Source organism: Ruegeria sp. BB7 (assembly GCF_056539365.1).
Genome location: NZ_JBQFUV010000020.1, coordinates 18,546 through 38,451, shown reverse-complemented (window position 1 = coordinate 38,451; position 19,906 = coordinate 18,546). Strand labels below are relative to the sequence as shown.

Annotated in this window: 13 protein-coding genes; 7 read left to right on the top strand and 6 right to left on the bottom strand. The window is 55.6% G+C overall.

Features of this window, described 5'->3' with window-relative positions:
• From ACR0D7_RS18375 to ACR0D7_RS18360, 4 genes are all read left to right on the top strand, one after another.
• The coding region (locus ACR0D7_RS18375) for an Ig-like domain-containing domain (RefSeq protein ID WP_480680310.1) at positions 1–2,394 on the top strand (2,394 nt) is incomplete at its 5' end.
• 12 nt (positions 2,395–2,406) lie between these two features.
• Positions 2,407–3,594, top strand: a complete 1,188-nt coding sequence (locus ACR0D7_RS18370; RefSeq protein WP_480680309.1) for a glycosyltransferase family 4 protein — start codon at positions 2,407–2,409, stop codon at positions 3,592–3,594.
• Entirely contained in the window at positions 3,591–4,733 is a 1,143-nt protein-coding gene (locus ACR0D7_RS18365) for a glycosyltransferase (RefSeq protein ID WP_480680308.1), read from the top strand. The genes ACR0D7_RS18370 and ACR0D7_RS18365 overlap by 4 nt, the downstream gene beginning before the upstream one ends.
• A 23-nt stretch (positions 4,734–4,756) precedes the next feature.
• On the top strand, positions 4,757–5,923 hold the full coding sequence (locus ACR0D7_RS18360; protein WP_480680307.1) for a polysaccharide biosynthesis/export family protein: 1,167 nt from the start codon (positions 4,757–4,759) through the stop codon (positions 5,921–5,923).
• A gap of 15 nt (positions 5,924–5,938) precedes the next feature.
• Here the strand turns inward: ACR0D7_RS18360 and ACR0D7_RS18355 are convergent, their stop codons facing one another.
• The 3 genes from ACR0D7_RS18355 to ACR0D7_RS18345 form a co-directional block, all read right to left on the bottom strand.
• The gene (locus ACR0D7_RS18355) at positions 5,939–6,811 is read right to left on the bottom strand and encodes a sulfotransferase domain-containing protein (RefSeq protein ID WP_480680306.1); all 873 of its coding nucleotides are present in this window, start codon (positions 6,809–6,811) and stop codon (positions 5,939–5,941) included.
• Positions 6,808–8,022, bottom strand: coding sequence for a glycosyltransferase (locus tag ACR0D7_RS18350; RefSeq protein WP_480680305.1), 1,215 nt, complete (start codon positions 8,020–8,022; stop codon positions 6,808–6,810). Before ACR0D7_RS18350 ends, ACR0D7_RS18355 begins: the two co-directional genes overlap by 4 nt.
• Positions 8,023–8,129: 107 nt before the next feature.
• Positions 8,130–9,365, bottom strand: coding sequence for a GumC domain-containing protein (locus ACR0D7_RS18345; RefSeq protein WP_480680304.1), 1,236 nt, complete (start codon positions 9,363–9,365; stop codon positions 8,130–8,132).
• Positions 9,366–9,560: 195 nt separating this feature from the next.
• Here ACR0D7_RS18345 and ACR0D7_RS18340 point away from each other — a divergent pair, with 195 nt between their 5' ends.
• On the top strand, positions 9,561–10,547 hold the full coding sequence (locus ACR0D7_RS18340; RefSeq protein ID WP_480680303.1) for a sulfotransferase family protein: 987 nt from the start codon (positions 9,561–9,563) through the stop codon (positions 10,545–10,547).
• 54 nt (positions 10,548–10,601) lie between these two features.
• Positions 10,602–12,080 carry an O-antigen ligase family protein gene (locus tag ACR0D7_RS18335; protein WP_480680302.1) on the top strand — a complete coding sequence of 493 codons (1,479 nt, stop codon included), beginning with the start codon at positions 10,602–10,604 and terminating at the stop codon, positions 12,078–12,080.
• On the opposite strand, the gene ACR0D7_RS18330 is transcribed toward ACR0D7_RS18335, so the two are convergent.
• Complete coding sequence (locus ACR0D7_RS18330; protein ID WP_480680301.1) at positions 12,057–12,977, bottom strand: sulfotransferase family protein; 921 nt, start codon at positions 12,975–12,977, stop codon at positions 12,057–12,059. The two genes, ACR0D7_RS18335 and ACR0D7_RS18330, sit on opposite strands and share 24 nt — an antisense overlap.
• The gene (locus ACR0D7_RS18325) at positions 12,974–15,388 is read right to left on the bottom strand and encodes a glycosyltransferase (RefSeq protein ID WP_480680300.1); all 2,415 of its coding nucleotides are present in this window, start codon (positions 15,386–15,388) and stop codon (positions 12,974–12,976) included. The genes ACR0D7_RS18330 and ACR0D7_RS18325 overlap by 4 nt, the downstream gene beginning before the upstream one ends.
• A gap of 397 nt (positions 15,389–15,785) precedes the next feature.
• On the opposite strand from ACR0D7_RS18325, the gene ACR0D7_RS18320 reads away from it, so the two are divergent.
• Positions 15,786–17,948, top strand: a complete 2,163-nt coding sequence (locus tag ACR0D7_RS18320) for a hypothetical protein (protein WP_480680299.1) — start codon at positions 15,786–15,788, stop codon at positions 17,946–17,948.
• 96 nt (positions 17,949–18,044) lie between these two features.
• On the opposite strand, the gene ACR0D7_RS18315 is transcribed toward ACR0D7_RS18320, so the two are convergent.
• Positions 18,045–19,508, bottom strand: a complete 1,464-nt coding sequence (locus ACR0D7_RS18315; RefSeq protein WP_480680298.1) for a lipopolysaccharide biosynthesis protein — start codon at positions 19,506–19,508, stop codon at positions 18,045–18,047.
• Positions 19,509–19,906: the final 398 nt, after the last annotated feature.

The window sequence follows — 19,906 nt, the reverse complement described above, 5'->3', positions numbered from 1 at the left end:
GCTCCGTTTGTGCAATCGTCTTCTGCGCCTGATATCGGTCAGGGGGATGTTGGGGCGTCCAGCACGCAGGTCACGGTGACCTTTGCGGATAACGTGGCGGTTGATGTCTCCAGCATCGATGTGGGTGACATCACCGTGACCGGGCCGGGTGGCCCGCTGACGGTGACGGGTGTGAGCGTGGATGTGGGCAGCGATGGTACCCCGCGGACGGCAACCTACACGGTTGAGGCGCCAGGCGGGACCTGGGATCTGGCCGATGAGGGCGACTATACGGTGGCGCTGCTTGCGAGCGAGGTTGAAGACACCAGCGGCAATGCCGTGGTGGCCGATCCGTCGCTTGAGGTCTTCACGGTTGATCTGTCGACGGCCCCACCGGATCCGTTCCGGGTCGAGGCCGAGACATTCAACATCGTCAGCGGCTTTAATATCAAGAGCAATGCCACGGCATCCAGCGGCCAGTACTTACAAGCGGGGGGCAGCGGCGAGCAGCGGGCGTCTTATACGTTTGCGGCGGCGACCGGTGTTTACGATCTGGGGCTTGGTTATTTTGACGAATCCGATGGCCAGTCGCAGATGAGTGTTCTGGTGAACGGTGTCGAGATCGACAACTTCATCTGGAATGTGGATGCGGGGGAAGCGCTTGCGAACCCGTCGTCGTTTGTCGAACGCGCGATCAACGGCGTGTCGCTGACGACGGGCGATGTGATCGAGATCGTTGGCTTCAAGGATGGCTCCGAGCCGCTGAGAACCGATTATCTGGACTTCCAGTTTGTCAGCGGCGGCGGGGGTTCGGACACGACCGCTCCGTTTGTGCAATCGTCTTCTGCGCCTGATATCGGTCAGGGGGATGTTGGGGCGTCCAGCACGCAGGTCACGGTGACCTTTGCGGATAACGTGGCGGTTGATGTCTCCAGCATCGATGTGGGTGACATCACCGTGACCGGGCCGGGTGGCCCGCTGACGGTGACGGGTGTGAGCGTGGATGTGGGCAGCGATGGTACCCCGCGGACGGCAACCTACACGGTTGAGGCGCCAGGCGGGACCTGGGATCTGGCTGATGAGGGCGATTATACGGTGGCGTTGCTTGCGAGCGAGGTTGAAGACACCAGCGGCAATGCCGTGGTGGCCGACCCGTCGCTTGAGGTCTTCACGGTTGATCTGTCGACGGCTCCACCGGATCCGTTCCGGGTCGAGGCCGAGACGTTCAACATCGTCAGCGGCTTTACCATCAAGAGCAATGCCACGGCATCCAACGGCCAGTACCTGCAAGCGGTTGGCAGCGGCGAGCAGCGGGCGTCTTATACGTTTGCGGCAGCGACCGGTGTTTACGATCTGGGGCTTGGTTATTTTGACGAATCCGATGGCCAGTCGCAGATGAGTGTTCTGGTGAACGGTGTCGAGATCGACAATTTCATCTGGAATGTGGATGCGGGGGATGCGCTTGCGAACCCGTCGTCGTTTGTCGAGCGTACGATCAGCGACGTGTCGCTGACTTCGGGGGATGTGATCGAGATCGTTGGTTTCAAGGATGGCCCCGAGCCGCTGAGAACCGATTATCTGGACTTCCAGTTTGTCAGCGGCGGCGGGGGGCCGGACACGACCGCTCCGTTTGTGCAATCATCTTCAGCGCCGGATATCGGTCAGGGGGATGTCGGGGCGTCCAGCACGCAAGTCACGGTGACCTTTGCGGATAACGTGGCGGTTGATGTCTCCAGCATCGATGTGGGTGACATCACCGTGACCGGGCCGGACGGTCCACTGACGGTGACAGGTGTGAGCGTGGATGTGGGCAGCGATGGTACCCCGCGGACGGCAACCTACACGGTTGCGACACCGGGCGGGACCTGGGATCTAGCCGATGAGGGCGATTATACGGTGGCGCTGCTTGCGAGCGAGGTTGAAGACACCAGCGGCAACGCCGTGGCGGCCGATCCGTCGCTTGAAGTCTTCACGGTTGATTTGTCATCTGCCCCACCGGATCCGTTCCGGGTCGAGGCCGAGACGTTCAACATCGTCAGCGGCTTTAACATCAAAAGCAATGCTGTCGCGTCGGGAGGTCAGTACCTGCAGGCGGGGGGCAGCGGCGAACAGCGGGCGTCCTATACCTTCACCGAGGCGACCGGTGTTTACGATCTGGGGCTTGGTTATTTTGACGAATCCGATGGCCAGTCGCAGATGAGTGTTCTGGTGAACGGTGTCGAGATCGACAACTTCATCTGGAATGTGGATGCGGGGGATGTGCTTGCGAACCCGACGTCGTTTGTCGAGCGTACGATCAGCGACGTGTCGCTGACTTCGGGGGATGTGATCGAGATCGTCGGCTTCAAGGATGGCTCCGAGCCGCTGAGAACTGATTATTTTGATTTCACATACGTGGATGACCAGATTGCGTGACGGACGCGGCACATGCGGGATACTTTAAACACCTTGGAAGATAGCGCGCGCGGGGGCTCGGGCTCTCGGGCGCTTTTCGTCACATTCGGGCATTTTTCGCATATCAACGCCCAGTTGCTGGAAGCTTTGGAAACGGAGTTCCCCCAGGTGACGTTCGAGACCTTCAATCTCGGTGTGGCGATGCGGTCAAATTATGCAGGGCTGTTTAACAGCTTGGTGAATGTTCCGTGGGAATACGGGCTTGGGAGTTTTCGGTCGCGCTCGGTGCTGCGCTACCGATTGTTCCGAAACAGGGCCTATTTCAGGGCAGCCGAGAAGCTTTTGCAACAGCGCTTTGGTGATCAGGGGTTTGATTTCTCCGTGCAGACACAGTCGATGTTTTCGGCGGCGCTGCCGGGCTGTCCGAATTTTGTCTATACCGACCATGTGGCGCGCGCACGTCTTGCCGATGAAGATCAGGAAGGCACGGGCTATCCTTCCGGGCAGTGGTTGGAGTGTGAGCGCGAGATTTATGAAAAGGCTGCGCATGTCTTCACCTTCGGCCCCAAGATCAGAAACTTTCTGATTGAGGACTACGGTATGGCGCCTTGCAAGGTTTCGGCGATCGGGGCGGGGGCGTCTGTCAGGCCCAGCCGTTCGCTCGACATCTCACAGGACCGCTACGCGCGCAGGAATATACTGTTCGTGGGTGTCGAGTGGGATCGCAAGGGTGGACCGGAATTGATTGAGGCGTTTGTTGAGCTACGACAACGCCTGCCGGATGTGACGCTCACCATTGTGGGGTGTTCTCCAGAGGTCGATGTCGACGGGTGCGAGGTGGTCGGACGTCTGCCGCTTTCGGAGATCGAAGATTATTTCCGCCGCGCTTCCTGCTTTTGTATGCCGTCACGGGTCGAACCTTTTGGCATCGTGTTTCTCGAAGCCATGCAATTTGGACTGCCGGTGGTTTCGACCACTGCAGGGGATATCGGTGCGATTGTCAGGGACGGTGAAACCGGGCGGCTGGTCCCGCCGAAAGACAGCGCAGGGCTGGCTCAGGCGCTTTATCAGGTTCTGGAAGATGCAGAGACCTGCCGTCAGATGGGGCTTGCCGGGTTGGAACGGGGCGAAAGCTTTACTTGGGAGGCCGTCGTGCGGCGCATGATGGCACATACGCCGGCGGGCAGGGACGGCGTGAACGTCGGTGAGGTGATCTGGTGAGCCTGCGGCTTCTCTATATCATTGACAGCTTGCGTATTGGCGGTGCCGAAACGCTGTTGCTCGATCTGCTGGATGCAGCGCATCAGCGGGGCAATCAGGTAAAGGTTGCCTATTTCACCCAAGGGCCGCTTGAGATTGAGATCACCCGGCGCGGGGTCGAAACGGTGCGGCTCAGTCGGCATGGGTTGCGCGATCCACGGGCGCTGACGCGAGCCCTTCGGCTGATGCGCGACTGGAACCCGGATATTGTGCACACCCATCTGATCAAAAGCGATCTGGTCGGGCAATTGGCCGCCCGCTACATGAACCGGCGCCGGGTCATTACCTTGCACAACACCGACCCTTGGCGCAGAAAAAGGGTGTTGTCTGGCATTTACAGGACGCTCACGTCGGGTGCCGACGCTTGTTTGGCTGTCACCGAAAATGTTGCGGATCATGTGGCGCGCTTCGGCGGGTATAACCGTGCCCGGATTGAGGTTGTGCAAAATGGCGTCGATTTGGATCGGTTCGCTGCCGGACGGGTGCAGCCTATGGATCTGTCTCAATTCGGGGTGCCTGAAGATGCTGTTGTGCTTGCGAAAATCGGGCGCGTGACGGAGCAGAAAGATCACGAGAACTTCCTGCAAGCCATTTCCCGGCTGCAGGAACGAAATCTGAATATGCATGCCCTGATCGTCGGAGATGGGGAGCTATCGGAAGTTGTCCGGCAGCGGGCGCGGAGCCTTGGGCTGGGAGACGGCCAACTGACCTTTACAGGCAATTTGCGGGACATGCCGTCGCTGCTTGCAGCGATCGACATATTTACCCTTGCTTCTAAATGGGAGGGCCTGCCGATGGCACTGCTTGAGGCGATGGCGGCCGAAGTCCCGGTCGTATCCACCGCGGTCGGTGGCATCCCGGATTTGATAAAAGACGGGGTAAATGGCATGCTGGTTGCACCGTCGGACCCATCGGCCCTGGCCGGTGCTTTGGAATGTGTGATTGCGGATGCGGATGCCCGGGGGCGGCTTGGAAAGGCCGGGCGGGACACCGTAGAGAGCCGGTTTTCCGGGGCCGCTATGATGGACCGGCTCTGGTCCATCTATGATATGTCGGGGGCTGGTTCGGAATTTGTAGGTGACGGATGCGGTTTAAGGTGAACCCAGCAGACGGAGACAGGTCTATGTTTAAAAGTGTTCGAATATTAGTTTGGGCTGCGGCCCTGTGTTTTGGTCTGTTTCAACAGGCTGTCGCGGATAGTTACGTGGTGGCTCCAGGGGACAAGCTGGACATCTCGATTCTGGGACGGACCGAGTTTTCAAGGATCGCGCAGGTCAGGGATGATGGAACATTTCGGCTCCACATGCTGGGTACGATAGAAGCCGCCGGGCTGACGCTGCCCGAGATCGAAGACAGTATCGTGAAGCGGGCGACAGAATCCTTTTCCGGATCGGTCTCGGTCATCGTGGATGTCGCTGAATATCGGCCAGTGTCTGTGCTGGGCGTCGTTCAGGCCCCGGGAACTTATCCGTACGTGCCCGGTATGACAGTGATCAAAGCGGTTGCCAGGGCCGGAGGATATGAAAGAACGACAGCCGCGTCCGTGAATGAGCGGGCGATCGTGGATGCACAGCAGCGCATTGTGCAGGCGCGCATACGACTGAATTTCGCAGAAGATCAACGCAGAGTTATACAATCGGAACTGGAATTGGTTGAGGCCGGACAACTTGATGGCAATGAGCTGACAGTTGAGGGTGTGAACCCGGACCAGGTTTCGCTTGTCCGCATGGGCCGAACCATCTTGGACGAGTCAATCGAGGGCTTTAGCCGCAGAGAGGCGCTCGCGACTGCAGAGGCGGATTTGTATGCGCAGCGTCGCACAATTATCGGACGCCAGCTTGAGGTGACAGAAGCACAGCTGGCAGATGTCAATAAGCTGGTCTCGCAGGGGTTGTCCCGAAAAGAGAGGCTGACCGACTGGAAGGTCGAAGCGGATCGGTATCGGTCGGATGATCTCGAGACGACGGCTCGCGCGGCGTCTGCTGCGCAGACGGCGGCACATGCCAAGAACGAAATCGATGTGGCGCTGACCCGGTATCACCGTGATTTGCTGGCGGACAAAGTTGCGGCGGATGAAAACATAGAATTGCTCCGCTCGCAGCTCAACGCCAGCATGGATTACCTGCGAATTGCAGCCCCGTCGCTGGCGATGACCGTGGAAGAGCAGGCCGCAACTGTGTTCGAGGTGTTCCGTGCCGACGGAAGCTCAGAGCCCGAACGTGTGAGCATGACCAGCGAATTGCGACCGGGCGATGTTCTGGTTGTGAAGTTTGAAGGAGTCACAAACTAAATGGCGGGTTTATGATCACCAACCGAAATCGCGACCCAGATAGGAAGTGAGTTTTTCGTTATAGGGGCGGTAAAATTCCTCGAGCTGCCGCGCGGCCGCTTCATCAACCTTGGGGTATGAGCGCGCTTCGGTGCGCGTTTTCCGGTATTCGAACTGGTGGTCATCCAGTTTCAGGAAGTCCGTCGAGACCGACCGCAACACGCTAGCGGGGTCCGCGAAATAGTCTGCGCTGTTGAGGATAAGCAGTTGATCTTCTGGAACCACTGCGTGCCAAAATTTCAACTGCTCCACATAAACGCCTCGTAGCAGTGCCAATGGAACATTTTCGAGAGAGCGGGGTTCCGAAAGGAATTCAGAAAACATTTCTTGATCTATAACCCGCCCGGCCAGGCGGGCAAAATCCCGTTCGATCCAGTCCTGGAACGAAATATCGGTCATGCCCCCCCGGACGTTGTATTGGTGGGCGGAATAGGCGCGCTCAACCGGATTGCGTAGCAAAATGATGAATTTGCACTTTGGTAGGCATTGATGAATCATTTCAGGAAGATGCGGGAAAAGGCAGTAGGACGGGCTGGCTTCGCCGGTGATCCCTCCGATATCAGCTAATTCACGTTCGGGGGGGAAATGTGCACGGTACCAGCTAAGAGATGGAAGCTTCGCTTGGTCAAAATAATGGACCTCCTTGGTCCAGGCGGGCCAAATCTGGGGATGGGTCGTCAGATTCTTATAAAAGGACGTCGTGCCTGCCTTATGAGCCCCAATGACGATAAAACTTGGAAGTGCGCGTGAACTGTCCTGGAGATTCCGAAGATGAAGCTGTGTGTTGCGCGCAAGTGGATATATAAAACTGCGCCGCAAGCGGCGGCGTACCACATCAACTGTGCTCACGATGCGCCATCCTTGTGATCTGCTACCAAACGCGGCGCCTGGGCGCTATTGCAGTGACTGGTGTGACCCGACCGGTGCCCGGCTTCTCCGTATATGTTTACTAGCCTGTCGACCCAAGCTTCGACGCCATAATGCTCAGCAACTCGTGCGCACTCCGCCTGCCCGATTTGCTCCCGGGCTGTGTCATCCTTCAAAAGGGTGAGCAATGCTTCAGCTAAGGCATCAGGTTGCCCCGGAGGGACAATCGGGGCTCCCGTACCCCTCAGAACAAGGGTATTGTCGCCCGCATCCGTCACGACGCAAGGCACTCCATTTGCCATGGCTTCCAGCACCGAAACTGGCAATCCCTCCCAATGCGACGCGCTGACGAACAGGTCCGCGGCGGACAGCAAGTCCGGCACATCCTGTCTTAGACCCAGAAATCGGATCTGTTCGGTTATGCCGAGGTTTTCTGCCAGCGCCTGCAGGTTCTCATGGCGGTCCGCTTCCGGCGCGTTTCCGACGATCAGCAGGATGGTATCTGACATCTGCGAGGATACCTGGGCATAGGCTACCAGAAGGTCTTCATATGCCTTCTGCCCGATGATCGCGCCAACCGCGATCAGAACCTTGCGATGGTCTAGCGCCATTTTCGCGCGCGTCGCTTCCCGCGCGCCCGGTGGTGCCACCACATCGGGTGAAACCGCATTTGGAACAACGATGCAACCGCGCCCTCCGGTGTCGGCCCGCGCCGCCTCTGCGACGGCCTGACCGACAGCAATTCTGACTGTTCGGGGCATCCGCAGGACGCTGCGATACAAGAACCCACGAAATCTCCGGACCCTGGATGTGCTGGCTTTTACATTGTGGATCGTGGTGGCGAAGGGCAGACGCAGGATTGCAGCGGCCCACCCCCCCAGCACAGTCGAGGAAATCAGGTGCGCGTGCACATATTCAATCGATCTCTTTCGAAGTTGGTACACCAGCTTTAGAAAACGACCGACATCAACCAGACTTTTCCCTGGAAGGTAGACCACCTCGATCCCCATGTGTTCAAGCTCATTGCAGAAAGGAGTGCCACTACCACTGAGAACGAACACGGTAAGATCGATATCAGTCCGGTTCCTGGTCGCTCTTGCGAAGGTCACGACCAGACGCTCGGCCCCTCCTGTTACAAGGGTATCCACAATATAAGCCAACTTGAGCGGTGAGGATTCAGGGCCGTCCTGCACTATCATTCTCCTGCAATAGTCCCACAGCTAAGTTGCTTCGCCTTCTTCTGGCGCGTTGGCTTACGGCCTCCAGCCTCGCAGGCTGACACAAGGGAGGGGAAGATCTGTCACTGTGTCGGCGCTTTGACCTTGGGCTTGTGTTTCGCATTCTGGGCGCGCAGCTGTCTGAATATTGGTTGAAACCTCGCGGGTTTGGCGCCGCTCGTACCCTGGTTCTGGAGCTTGGTGGGTCCGGAGGTCTCTTGTTTTCCGCCGGTCAGAAGCGTGCTGAATCCGGCAGCGGCGATACCTGCCAGCAAGGATACCATCCCAACGATGGCAAGCTGCACCTTCAAGGACGCGGAACTGGAGCGCAGTGGGGGAACCGCCCGCTCGATCACACGCACGTTTCCTTCAATGTTGGCACCACTCAGGGCCAGGTTGTCGCGCAGCCGCATTTGCAGGCTTGCTATCTGTTCGGCTTGCTGCTGCTGAAGGGAAATCAGGGGGCGCAAAACCGGAATGAGCGTGGAGAGGTTTTTCACCTTTTCCTGATTTTCGAGCATGGAATTCTCAATGTAGTCTATCCTTGCCTGCTCTTCTTCAATTTCGGCTTCAGTGAGCAGCAACCGGTCCTCCATTCCCAAGCGCTTAGCATAGAGCTCCCGGCGCACCTTGAGGGCAGCCAAGGTTGTGCGCGACTGTCTCAGAAGCCTTTCGAGATTGGCCTGATCTTCAGATGTCTTGCTCAGATCGTAGGTGATGAATTGAGGGTCCAGACCACCGAGCAATTCATGCACCTGATTGTTGGTATCGGCAGCTTGGCTGACGGCGGCGTTCAGGCGGGTCTCCAGCCGGGAGGTCTCTCGGGTGGTATAAAGTTCGCGCCGCCGCTCCAGAAAGGCTGCGGTGATTGCGTTGGTCAACTCGGCTGCAATTTCCGGCTCTACATGCCGGACTGCGATTTTGACTACGTATGAACCGGTGATGAGTTCTACTGTGGTTGCTGCCTGCACCCACAAAACGGCTTGGCGTAGCGCCTCTTTGTCAAGTGGCAGGCCAGGGTAAACCCGATCCACTCCGACAGCCTCCAGCGCGGCAAGGCTAAGCTCGGGATTATCGAGCAAAAGCATCTCGGCGTTTACGACGCCTTGAAAATCACCGGGGTTTGGGGCCTTGGCACCGGCACCGAATGAATCCGGAACATAAATATATTCCCGACCCAGTGCGAACAGAATAAGTGATCTTGCTTCAAATACCGGCGGCTTGAGCATCACATAGTACGCAAGCACGGGAAATACACAAAAAACAACAATCGTGGCAATCTTCACAAACTTCCAGGAAATTTTCAGTTGCCTATACAAAATCGTACTCCCGAAACCATTACCAAAACACAAAACACAACTTAGCACTCAACCTAAAACATAACAAACCATGCACCTTCGGTCTATGGGATGATCTTATCGTGCCGTAAGCGGGCGCAGGCAAAAGATTGACTAATTGGGTGCAGCCGCTAACTTTATTGCCATTAAATTAGACTGTTTCGGGTTTGCGAGTTTATGCGAGAGTACTCAGGGCCGTTATTCCTAGTGGGAAGCCCAAGAAGCGGGACAAAACTGCTTCGCGACCTGCTGAACAGAAACTCTGTTATCAATCTCTGCAATCCCGAAACCTATTTCGTCCCGTATCTGTTCCAGAGGCATGGGGGTGATTCCAAAAAATTTGACGCGGATCTCGACCAACTGTTTGCCGATTTTGACCGAATGCCCTTCCAGCTCTACAGTCGGGCGATGGGAAAGCCAGTCATGACCCGGACGGATTTCGATCAACTGAGGTTTGCGCAGACGTGGAGCGACGCATTCGAAATCATTTTTAGATTTTATTCAAATGGCGAAGCTGATGCGCAGGGTTTGTGGGGGGATAAAACACCTTCCTATGTTTTGGAAATGGATCTTTTGAAGGAGATTTTCCCAACCGCGCGGTTTGTGCATATCATCCGAGATCCCCGGGATGTAGCCGTATCCGCGCAAAAGGCGTGGGGCCACAATGTGTTGCGAGTGGCAAAAAAGTGGGCACGCGACATGAAGGCAGCACATCGAAGCGCGCCTAATCTTGGGGGCGACTATCTTAGTGTCTATTACGAATGCCTGCTCGAAAAACCTGAATTGGAGCTGCGGCGGATATCCGAATTTCTTGAATATCCTTTTGAGGAAAACATGATGACCCTGACAGTTCCCTCCGAAAACCTGGGCAGCACAAAAGGAAAGCTAAAAATCGATCAACACAATTTCGGAAAATATCGTCAAGCGCTTACGCCGAAGCTGCAGAAACGAATTGAAGAGATTGTCTATGATGTGATCGAATCCACGCCTTACGAAATGGAGTACGCGGATCGTTACAAACCTTTATCACGACCTGCGCTGATTGGCCTGACTGTTGCGGACGGCGTGAAATCCATGGTGCATGTGGTTCGCAGGCGAGGGTTGATGAATGGTATCCGGGTCACAATCGGACGGCGGATTCAGAAAAAGCGAAGCTTGCACTGAGTTGGATATGAGCCGTTTGTTGGAAACCCAGTGGTACGCGAAAGGTGTTCGCTGATGGTCGAAGAGGCAAGGCTTTCACAATATGCAAAGCTGATGGGGATCGGCTTTGCTGCTGTTGTTATCACAATCGCAATCGGCAACTCTTCGACACTTGAGTTGGTCGCGCTGACAGTTTTCGGGGTCGTCAGCCTGGTAACGCTACGCTACCCGTTGGTCGCTCTGTCGATGCTGATCATTATGATCGTTTCCAACCTCTCACCCAATCTGATTGTCGGGTTTGGAGCCCCGTCTATTGCCAAGCTTGCAGTTCCCGGTCTGACGGCCCTGCTGATTATGCGCTATTTCTTATGGGGTGATCGCCCCTATATTGGCTGGCTTTCCCTCTGGCTGATGGTCGGATACCTGGCACTCACCCTGTTTGGAGCAACCTATGCCGTCGACTGGCGTGTGACGCTGGACAGTACTGTCGACTTCATCAAAGTGGTGATGGTCGCGCTGCTCGTGCTGGCTTTCATGCGGTATCGGAACGGCTTCGAAACCGTCGTGGTTTCTTCTGTCGCAACGGTCACTGCAATTTGCAGCCTGGGCTTTATACAAGTGTTGGGTGTTGTTCTACCACCTGGTATCGAACTCTTTTCGCATTTCGATCAATTCCATGGCCGCTTCGAAGGTCCGATTGATGATGGAAATTTTTTCGCTGTTATTCTTGTTTTCCACATTCCACTAGCGTTGGGCTTTTTTTTTCGATCTGATAGTTTTTTAAAGTCAGTTTTTTGGGGGCTGGCAGCAGCACTATTGCTGCTTGGACTTTTACTCACGCAATCCAGAGGAGGGATTCTGGCGCTTTTTGTCGGCTTGGGAATCTTATTTTTCCAGTTGACCAGCCGTCAAAAGCTGTTTGGGATCATCGCCTTCGCCAGCTTGCTGGCAGCAGCTTTCGCCTTTCTAGGAGAAGAAGCATTCGAAAGGCTTTCGACCCTTGGTAATTTGGCCGAAACAGTTGCGGTTGACAAAGGCGCAGAAGGCAGGCTTGCCGCCTACAAAGTGGCTTGGGAGCTTTTTGCCACGCATCCCTGGGAAGGGGTTGGTACCGGAAACTTCAAAATCCACTATCAGGACGTCGCTCTGGAAAAGGGGTTGATTTTTCGGGGCGAGGGGCGCTCGGCTCACAGCCTTTATCTAGAAGTTCTGGCTGAGAAGGGTCTGGTCGGACTGCTCTATTTTCTGGCGATCCTGCTTATGGCTGCCTTCGGACTTGTCGGAGCCTTTCAAGCTGCGCGAGCGCACGGCGATGACCAGCGGGCAGGACAGTTTATTGCGTTCGGTGCGGGGCTCGCGGGGTATTTGGCGGGAATGGTTCTTTTACATGACTCCTATCCGAGGTTTCTTTGGATCGTCATTTTGCTTGCCGTCGAAGCCGGTCGTATTGCGCGACTGAAGTATATGGCAGATGGTGACATGCCAGACCACCTGAATCTGTTGCGGTTGCCACGCGATTGGAGAGCCGGGTCAGGCAGAAACAGTCTTGGTTGAACTATATCCAAGCTGCCGCATGAGAGGGCCGCAGCTTTCCTCGATCTGCGATCTGAGGTGTTCCGGCAAACGGGCATGGGCTGAAATATTCACATCCGCCCGCAGATGAGTGTTTGCGCTGGCAATATCATAATATGCATCCCTCTTCTGCATACCGACGACCCGGCCGTTTTCATCTAAGACTCGCACCTTATCCTGCAGGCAGAATCCCGAGGTCGCTTTGGGGTCGAGGCCGCAGAATGAGAACACTCTGGTGCTGGTCGCTGCGATGTCGGTGATGATTTCTTCGAAGCGGAGCAGCATGATAGGAAAATCTTCGTCAGCCAGTTCAAGAAATGTCCGTGCTACGGACTGGTACAGACTTAGAGTTTTTTCCGGCGTTGCACCGCGAGACATCATACTTTCGCATATACCGACAGCATCGCGCACAATGCCAATGAAAGTGGCATTGGGATAAATCTGACGCAGGTCCCGGGCAAGTTCGACATTATAGTTGACCAGTTTCATGACCATTCTGGAGCTGGTGGCAGGTCCGTTCCGGAAAAAACCATGTGCTTCCATGGCGGCCTTGTATCGGGAAATTTCTGCGTGATTTAGTATTGTGGCCTGCTTGAGTCTCTTGGATATCCAGGTTCGCATGCGTTGATCCATTGCGGTGGGGCGCATCTGCTTATGCGGGTTCAGCAAATCCCCTTTTGCAATCAGGATCGGCAGATAGTGGTACGCGATACGGGCGAAATCCGGCACAGTGTTTCTGTTGTACCAACTCGGCCGCAGTACCTCATGAAATTCTCCGTTCGGCCAGGCAGTGTCCGGATGAGACCGTAAGATGTTCAAGAGTTGATTGGTACCGCCACGCTGTAGCCCAAGAATGAAAATTGGCCCGTCAGACGTCATTCGCGGCCTCCATCGGTTCGGACTATATTACCCAAGGCGGACTCTGGCACGGTTTCTTGGGGGCCGCTTAATGTGGCGTAGGCCAGAAGCAGGCGCTTTGCTGTCTGCCGAATGTCGAACTGTTTGCGGATCGTTTCGACCGCATGGGCGCCAAGAGTGTCACGCAAGCCGGCATCCAGGCTCAGGTCGGTCAGTGCGCGGACCAGTTCGCCCAGATCATCGGGGGTGAACAGCCGTCCATTGTGGCCATCTTTAATCAAGTCCTCGGTGCCGCCGACATTTGATGCCACCACAGCCAGCCCGGATGCGCAGGCTTCTAGCAGAGCATTGGATAGCCCCTCGCGTGCCGAAGGCAGCACAAAGACATCGCAGGCGCGCAGATAAGACGGCATGTCATCAACATGACCTAAAAACCGGACACTGTCTTGTTCCAGCAAATGAGCCGGCACCTCTTCGGCCTCGCTACCGATGGCCTGAAAACCTGACGTGGTGTCCCTGTTGGCGCCAGCGATCAGTAAAGTTGCATATGGGCAATGCGCCCGAACCTGGGGCCAGGCTTTCAGCAGCAGCGGCAAGCGCTTTTGTCGGGCAAACCGTCCGGCGAACAGAAACAGCGGACCTTCGGGCAGTCCGAGCTCTTTTCTGAGAGCGGCTTTCTCGTGCGAGGCAGCGCAGGGGCGGAAGCGTTCGATGTCAACGCCGTTGGGGATACTCAGGATTTTCGAAGCCGGGAACCCAAACTGCTGCAGTTCCGTCTTGATCTCACTGCTCACCGCGACAAAGCGGGATACCCTGTGTTGCATGGCAAACCGCCGTAAACCGCCCCCCGTCTTGTTCATGATGGACGCTACCTCACCACCGCACATCGGTTTCACAAGCAGCAGTCGGCCAGAAAGACCGCCGCTCAGGATTCCGGCCAAGGTCGGGCTGAAGGTCGAGTGACAGTGAACAACATCAGGGGCATAGCGGCGTATGGCGCGCGCGGCACCGGTCAGGAACCGGGCCGAGGCCAGAATTTTGGTCCCGTCGGCGCGAATACGCTGAACCTCGACACCGTCAATCAACTCGAACGCGGACAGTCCGGGGTAGCGGCGCGTGATGACGCGCACCGCGTGCCCTTTGCTGATCATGAGCCGCGCCAGCTGAGCCACCTGCTTTTCGGCTCCGCCAACGATCGGGTGATAGGACGAGATCACCATGCATATCCGCAGACCTGATTGTTTGCCCCCATTGTTTGGCACCAGCGCCTCTGCCCCGGCTGGCGGCACAGAGGCTTGCATTGTGGAGGTGACTTGTGAGGTCAGAAATTCCTCCCATTCGCGGACCATCCGGCGGCGGTCGAAAAGGTCCAGCACCCTTTGCCGAGCGGCAAGGGCCATGTCGGACCTGCGCTTAGGAGAAGATAGCAGAGTATCAAGGGCCGCAGCCATCTCATCGGGCGCGCCGGGCGAAACAAGCAGGCCGCTGACTCCGGTTTCGACGGCTTCGGCACATCCGTCCACTGTGGTCGAAACCGGCACACACCCACTGGCCATCGCTTGCAACAGGGTCAGGGGCAGCCCTTCCCAATGCGAGCTCAGGGCATAGATGTCCACCGCCTGAAACGTGCTTTCAAGATCGTTCTGCCAGGGAAAGAGGTAAACATTCTCCAATCCCTGCAGGGCCTGTTTGATTTCCTCGTGCAGGCGGCCCTCACCCGCCATGACAAATTGAGCCTCTGGATGGTTCGGGGCAACCTTGCGGAGGGCCGCAACATAGTCGAGCGGCGCCTTTTGCGGCTCCAGCCGGCCGAACCAGCCGACAATCGGGCGTGTGGGATCCAATCCAAGTTTCGTTGCGACGGCGTCCCGCCGTCCGGCGGGCTGAAACTGTTCCGTATCAACACCGGTCCGGATCACCTGAATGGCATCCGATGACAGCACCCGATGCCTTCGGGTTTCTTCGCGGGCATATTCGGTGATGGCAACCATCTTACCACCGAACCAGTTTCCGATAACCTCAAGCGCCCAATAGGCTGGTGCCTTGCGCCCCTGGACCCGCCTTAGGAAAGGCATCGAGGCTTGTCGGTATATGGCAGGGCAACCCAGAATACGGCCTGCCGCGCGGCCGATAAAGCCAGCCTTGCTTCCATGGCAGATCAGAATATCCACCCCGCGCTCGCGCCCCACGCGAACCACATGTCTCAGGACCCGCAAATCGCCCAGAGGGTCGATCCGGTAGCGCGCCATTGCAAATTCTTCGGCGCTCAGCCCCGCATCGGCAAGTTTGTCCGCGTATGCCTGAGCACCGTCCGACAAGCAAATTGTATGGGACTCGAACCGTTCCTGATCCAGCTCTGACAGAAGCATCCTGTTGTAAAATGCAATGCCGCCCGTCGACTTTGTAAGAGCGAGAATCTTGATTTTCCTCATACAAATACCCGTTGAACACCAGTAACCGATCAAAAAACGCCAAACAAAACTTTCATACGAGCGCAGCAGGGGAATGTGTAAACTGCCGCAGACCGCATATTTTGTTGCGGTCTCGGCTTACTTTAGCCGAAATCCACGGATGTGCGGCAAAAAATTGCTCAAAACGCACCAATACACCCAAATTTGGCAACAACCCGCACAAAATAGCCACCGCCAAGACAAATTTCGCCGATACCTTGCTTGGTGTTATCGAGCTGACGGTTTTAAATATGTGCCATGGCGTATAGGCAGCGCCGCGCATGTTGGGATGCATGCATTCAAGGGGCACCACTCAGCGCCCTAATGAAACCAATACAAGGGACAAGCACGTTCCTGTTGAGATCGAGAAGGAATTCAGATGGCTGAAGATCTGACGAGCGCCGACTTGGCGTTTGAAGGCGCGCAGGGTTTCGGTTCCGAAACCACTGGGGGCCGGGGCGGCGAAATCGTCAAAGTGACGACTCTGGCGGATTCGGGGCCGGGATCACTCAGATGGGCTCTCGAAGAACTCGACGGACCGCGGATCGTCGTCTTTGAGGTGAGCGGTGAAATCAATCTTCAGGATTCGATCAAGGTAAATGGTGATGTGACCATTGCCGGTCAGACCTCGCCTGAGGGCATCACGGTAACGGGTGCCAAGCTGCGCATCGTCGAAAGCAATGTTATCGTCCGTGGTTTGCAGTTCCGCCCGGGGGATGGCGATGGGGATACTCCGGACAACCGGGATGGCATCTCGATCGGCAGCAGTACTCAGACTGTCGAAAATGTTATCATCGACGGTAACTCGTTCAGCTGGTCAATCGATGAGCTGATCACGGTCTGGTACGGTGCCAAGAACATTACCATCTCTGACAATATCTTCGCCGAAGCGTTGAAAAGCTCGTTGCATTCGAAGGGCGACCATTCGATGGCCATGCTGATCGGCGATGGCAGCTCGAACGTTACGGTAGTCGGCAACCTGCTGGCACATAACGAGTTTCGGAATGCTACGGTGAAAGACGACTCCAAGCAGATCGAATTCATCAACAACGTGGTCTACAATTACGGTCCAAATGGTTTCCTTGGGCACGAGGGGACGACGGCCCATATCATCGGCAATGTCTATCTGGCGGGCGAGGATTCGGCAGGACGTGCGGCCATTCGCCTGGAGTCGCCGGAAAGTGGCACGGCATATTATGTCTATGACAACCAGGCTGAAGTAGATGGCGCTGCCCTGTCGAAAATTTCCGACAGCTACGTGTTCGAGCCGAGCAATGTCACCATATTGTCCTCAGACGAGGCTCTGGATTACGTCCTTTCAAACGCCGGCGCACGTTACCCGGAACTAAGCCCGATTGATGAACGGATCATCCAGTCGGTAATCGACGGAACCGGCAGCTTCATCGATTCTCCTGACGATGTGGGCGGGTATGTGTTCGTGCCCAACACCACGGCGCCAAGTGATCGCGACGATGACGGAATACCGGACTACTACGAGGAGATCCTCGGTTCGAACCCGGATGTGTTTGATGCACATGGCGATGCCGACGGCAATGGTGTGCACAATATCGAAGATTACATCAATGGCTTGCTCGACGGGTATGCTGCGGATACGCAACCTGCCCCCGCTCCTGAAACAGAACCGACAACTCCACCTGCGGACGCTGATGGTATTGCTGCATACCGTATCGAAGCTGAGAGTTTCGACCTGAACAGCGGATTTTCCGTGTCTTCGATTAATGGCGCTTCTGGTGACAGCGTGATCGGTGTGAAAGGCGGAGGAAATGGTGAAGCATCGACCGCGTTCGACGGAGCAAGCGGTACCTATGATTTCACCATCGGGTATTACGACGAGGCTGACGGCGCGTCGAACCTATCTGTTTTGGTAAATGGAAAAGTCATCCATAACTGGACGTGGGATCAGGATCTGGGTTCAGATCTCGCGAACGGTTTGACCGCCAGCGAAATCACCATTTCAAACATCCAGCTGAATTCCGGTGACGTGATTACGTTCTCGGGAACGACGGACGGGAAAGAACCGCTCAGGATCGACTATCTGGATCTTGTGCAGCTGGACGCTGACAAAAGCGAAGAGGACGCCTCTCTGCCTAACCCAGTGGATGGTCCCGCAACCTATGTGGTCGAAGCGGAAACGCTGGACCTCGAAAGCGGGTGGAAAATTAGGGAGAATTCGGTTGCCTCTGGCGGTGAGCTGATCAAGGCCGTTGGGAAAGGGCAAGCAAAGGCGTCGACAGCTTTCGAAGGCGAAACGGGCTTCTATGACATCGTCGTCAACTATTTCGACGAATCCGATGGCGAGAGCATTCTCAACGTCAGTGTCGGTGGTGAAACCGTCGACAGCTGGACCTGGGACCAGGAAACCGAACAGAAACTTGCGGCCCCTGACAGCCTGACAAGTTATGTGATCGAAGATGTCTGGATCGAAAACGGTGAGCTCATCGCTTTTGAAGGAACCCCCGATGGCGGTGAACCTCTTCGCATGGACAGCATTGAATTCTACTCGGATTTAATGATTGCATAGCATCAGCATTTCTGGCGCAAAGCCTGCCGGCCTGAACGGACACGGTATGCTCTGATCCAGAAGATAGCCTTAACCAATAGCGGGCTGGGTTCTATTTTAGGCCCTGCCCGTTTTCCGTATCCAGCGCTGCGCAATCTGCTGAAAGATTTCCGGGGCCATGATGCGCAACGACACCAGAAATGCTGTGGCAAAAGCTGCACCCATCATGATGAGCAGCACGAGGTCGCTGTTTGTATTTGAGGCACTTTGAACAATCAGCGCCATAACGGATGCTGTTGCCGTGCAAACAGCGCCGGGCACCAGTGCTTTGAATGTGTTTCGCCCAGAGATATCCAGCCTGCTTTTCAGGAACAGGTAGTTTGTCATAAATCGTATGACGGCCAAGACCAATTGAATGAAGGCGACCGCCGTTATTCCGAATGGGACTGCAAACCAGATAAGTATCAGGAAAAACGGTAAATTTATTAAAGAGATCTTGAACATAAGATCGGTTCGGCTCAGGGCTTTCAGAAGGTTCCCCGGAACCATGTTTATCGTTCCCACTGCAAATGCGATGGCCAAAATCTGCATCGGTACAATTATTGCGTACCATTTCGGCGGGTAAAGCACATGCACCAGAGGCTCTGCGAGAACCGCAATGCCCGCACCGGTTCCGAACATCAGAAGGGCACAGTATTTCAGAGAACCGTAGTAATAGGATTTGAGCGCCTCGGGGTCAGATTGAATTTTTGCCATGGCCGGATGAAGAACAAAGCCCGCAACATTGGTGAAGCTCTTGATCCCCAACTGGGGAATGCGAAACGCCAACGAATAAATTCCCAACGCGGGCGCTCCCAGAACCTTACCAATCAACAGATTGTCCAGAAGTCGTGGGGTCGCGTTAATGGTTTGCGCGCCAATCAGATGACCTCCGAAATGGGCAATGTATTTGAATGTTTCCAGATCAGGTCTGTGGGTCGGTCGCCAAGGCCTTATGACCCAGATCGCGATGGCGCCGACGGTGATACCAGCGAGATGCCCCAACACGAGGGACCAGACACCAAAACCCAGGACTGCAAGTAATATTGCAACAAGCCCCTTGGTCAGCCCACGCAATACGTCGGGCACCAGCTTGGCCTTGAGGCGCAATTCCCGAACCAAAAAATTCATATTTACAGTGGTCAGAGCCCGCACCACCAGCGCAATGGCAATCACGGGCAGAAGATTGGCAAGAAGCGGATCGCCGTACCAGTCAGCGATCGGCCCTGCAGTCAGCCAGAGCAATACGGCCAGAGAGCTTGAAAACAATAGACCACACAGGAGAACCGCACTGGCAGTCTCTTCCACCTTTTCCCGGGTTGAAATAAGCGCAGCCCCCATGCCGAATTGCGCGATGATCTCAAAATATCCCATGATGGCCAGGCAAATGGCCATGGTTCCGAACTCTGCGGGTTCAAGGTACCAAGCCAGAACAACAATCGATACAAGATTGAGAACCTTGGTGCTGAAAAAGGAGATGTAGGCCCAGAAGGCGTTCCGGACGCTTTCGCCGACGTTATCCGAGCGCGCTTTCTCAACCATACAAATACACTATTAACCTGCGCGGTATGCGGTAAAGGAATTAGTTAAACACAATGATACCGGTGCTCTTGATAGCACGGATATGCAGGGTCGGTCCAGTTGGGCCTAAATCGCAGTTGGTGCGCATCAGCCAGCACCTGAATATTCGGCCCCGGTCCAATATCGAACGCGAGCACATCAATGTCAGGATGGTTGAGGATTAGTTGATTACCGGCACCTACCGCACCGCCGCTGCCAACAAGCATAAGCCGGGAGCGACCACCCCGTTTGGTAAGCTCGTTGACCAGATGTTGCAGATTTGGAAACGTTTTCGGCTTGGCCGGAGACGTCCATTTTCTGATTTTCTTAAAGGCAGCCTTTCGTGTGCTGACACTAGTCTCTTTTGGGGCTCTTTAATC

Bases quoted from the DNA above. Each gene is read 5' to 3' on its own strand.
- ACR0D7_RS18370 (WP_480680309.1), top strand. From the start codon at position 2,407: ATGCGGGATACTTTAAACACCTTGGAAGATAGCGCGCGCGGGGGCTCG.
- ACR0D7_RS18360 (WP_480680307.1), top strand. From the start codon at position 4,757: ATGTTTAAAAGTGTTCGAATATTAGTTTGGGCTGCGGCCCTGTGTTTT.
- ACR0D7_RS18340 (WP_480680303.1), top strand. From the start codon at position 9,561: ATGCGAGAGTACTCAGGGCCGTTATTCCTAGTGGGAAGCCCAAGAAGC.
- ACR0D7_RS18335 (WP_480680302.1), top strand. From the start codon at position 10,602: ATGGTCGAAGAGGCAAGGCTTTCACAATATGCAAAGCTGATGGGGATC.
- ACR0D7_RS18330 (WP_480680301.1), bottom strand. From the start codon at position 12,977: ATGACGTCTGACGGGCCAATTTTCATTCTTGGGCTACAGCGTGGCGGT.
- ACR0D7_RS18325 (WP_480680300.1), bottom strand. From the start codon at position 15,388: ATGAGGAAAATCAAGATTCTCGCTCTTACAAAGTCGACGGGCGGCATT.
- ACR0D7_RS18320 (WP_480680299.1), top strand. From the start codon at position 15,786: ATGGCTGAAGATCTGACGAGCGCCGACTTGGCGTTTGAAGGCGCGCAG.
- ACR0D7_RS18315 (WP_480680298.1), bottom strand. From the start codon at position 19,508: ATGGTTGAGAAAGCGCGCTCGGATAACGTCGGCGAAAGCGTCCGGAAC.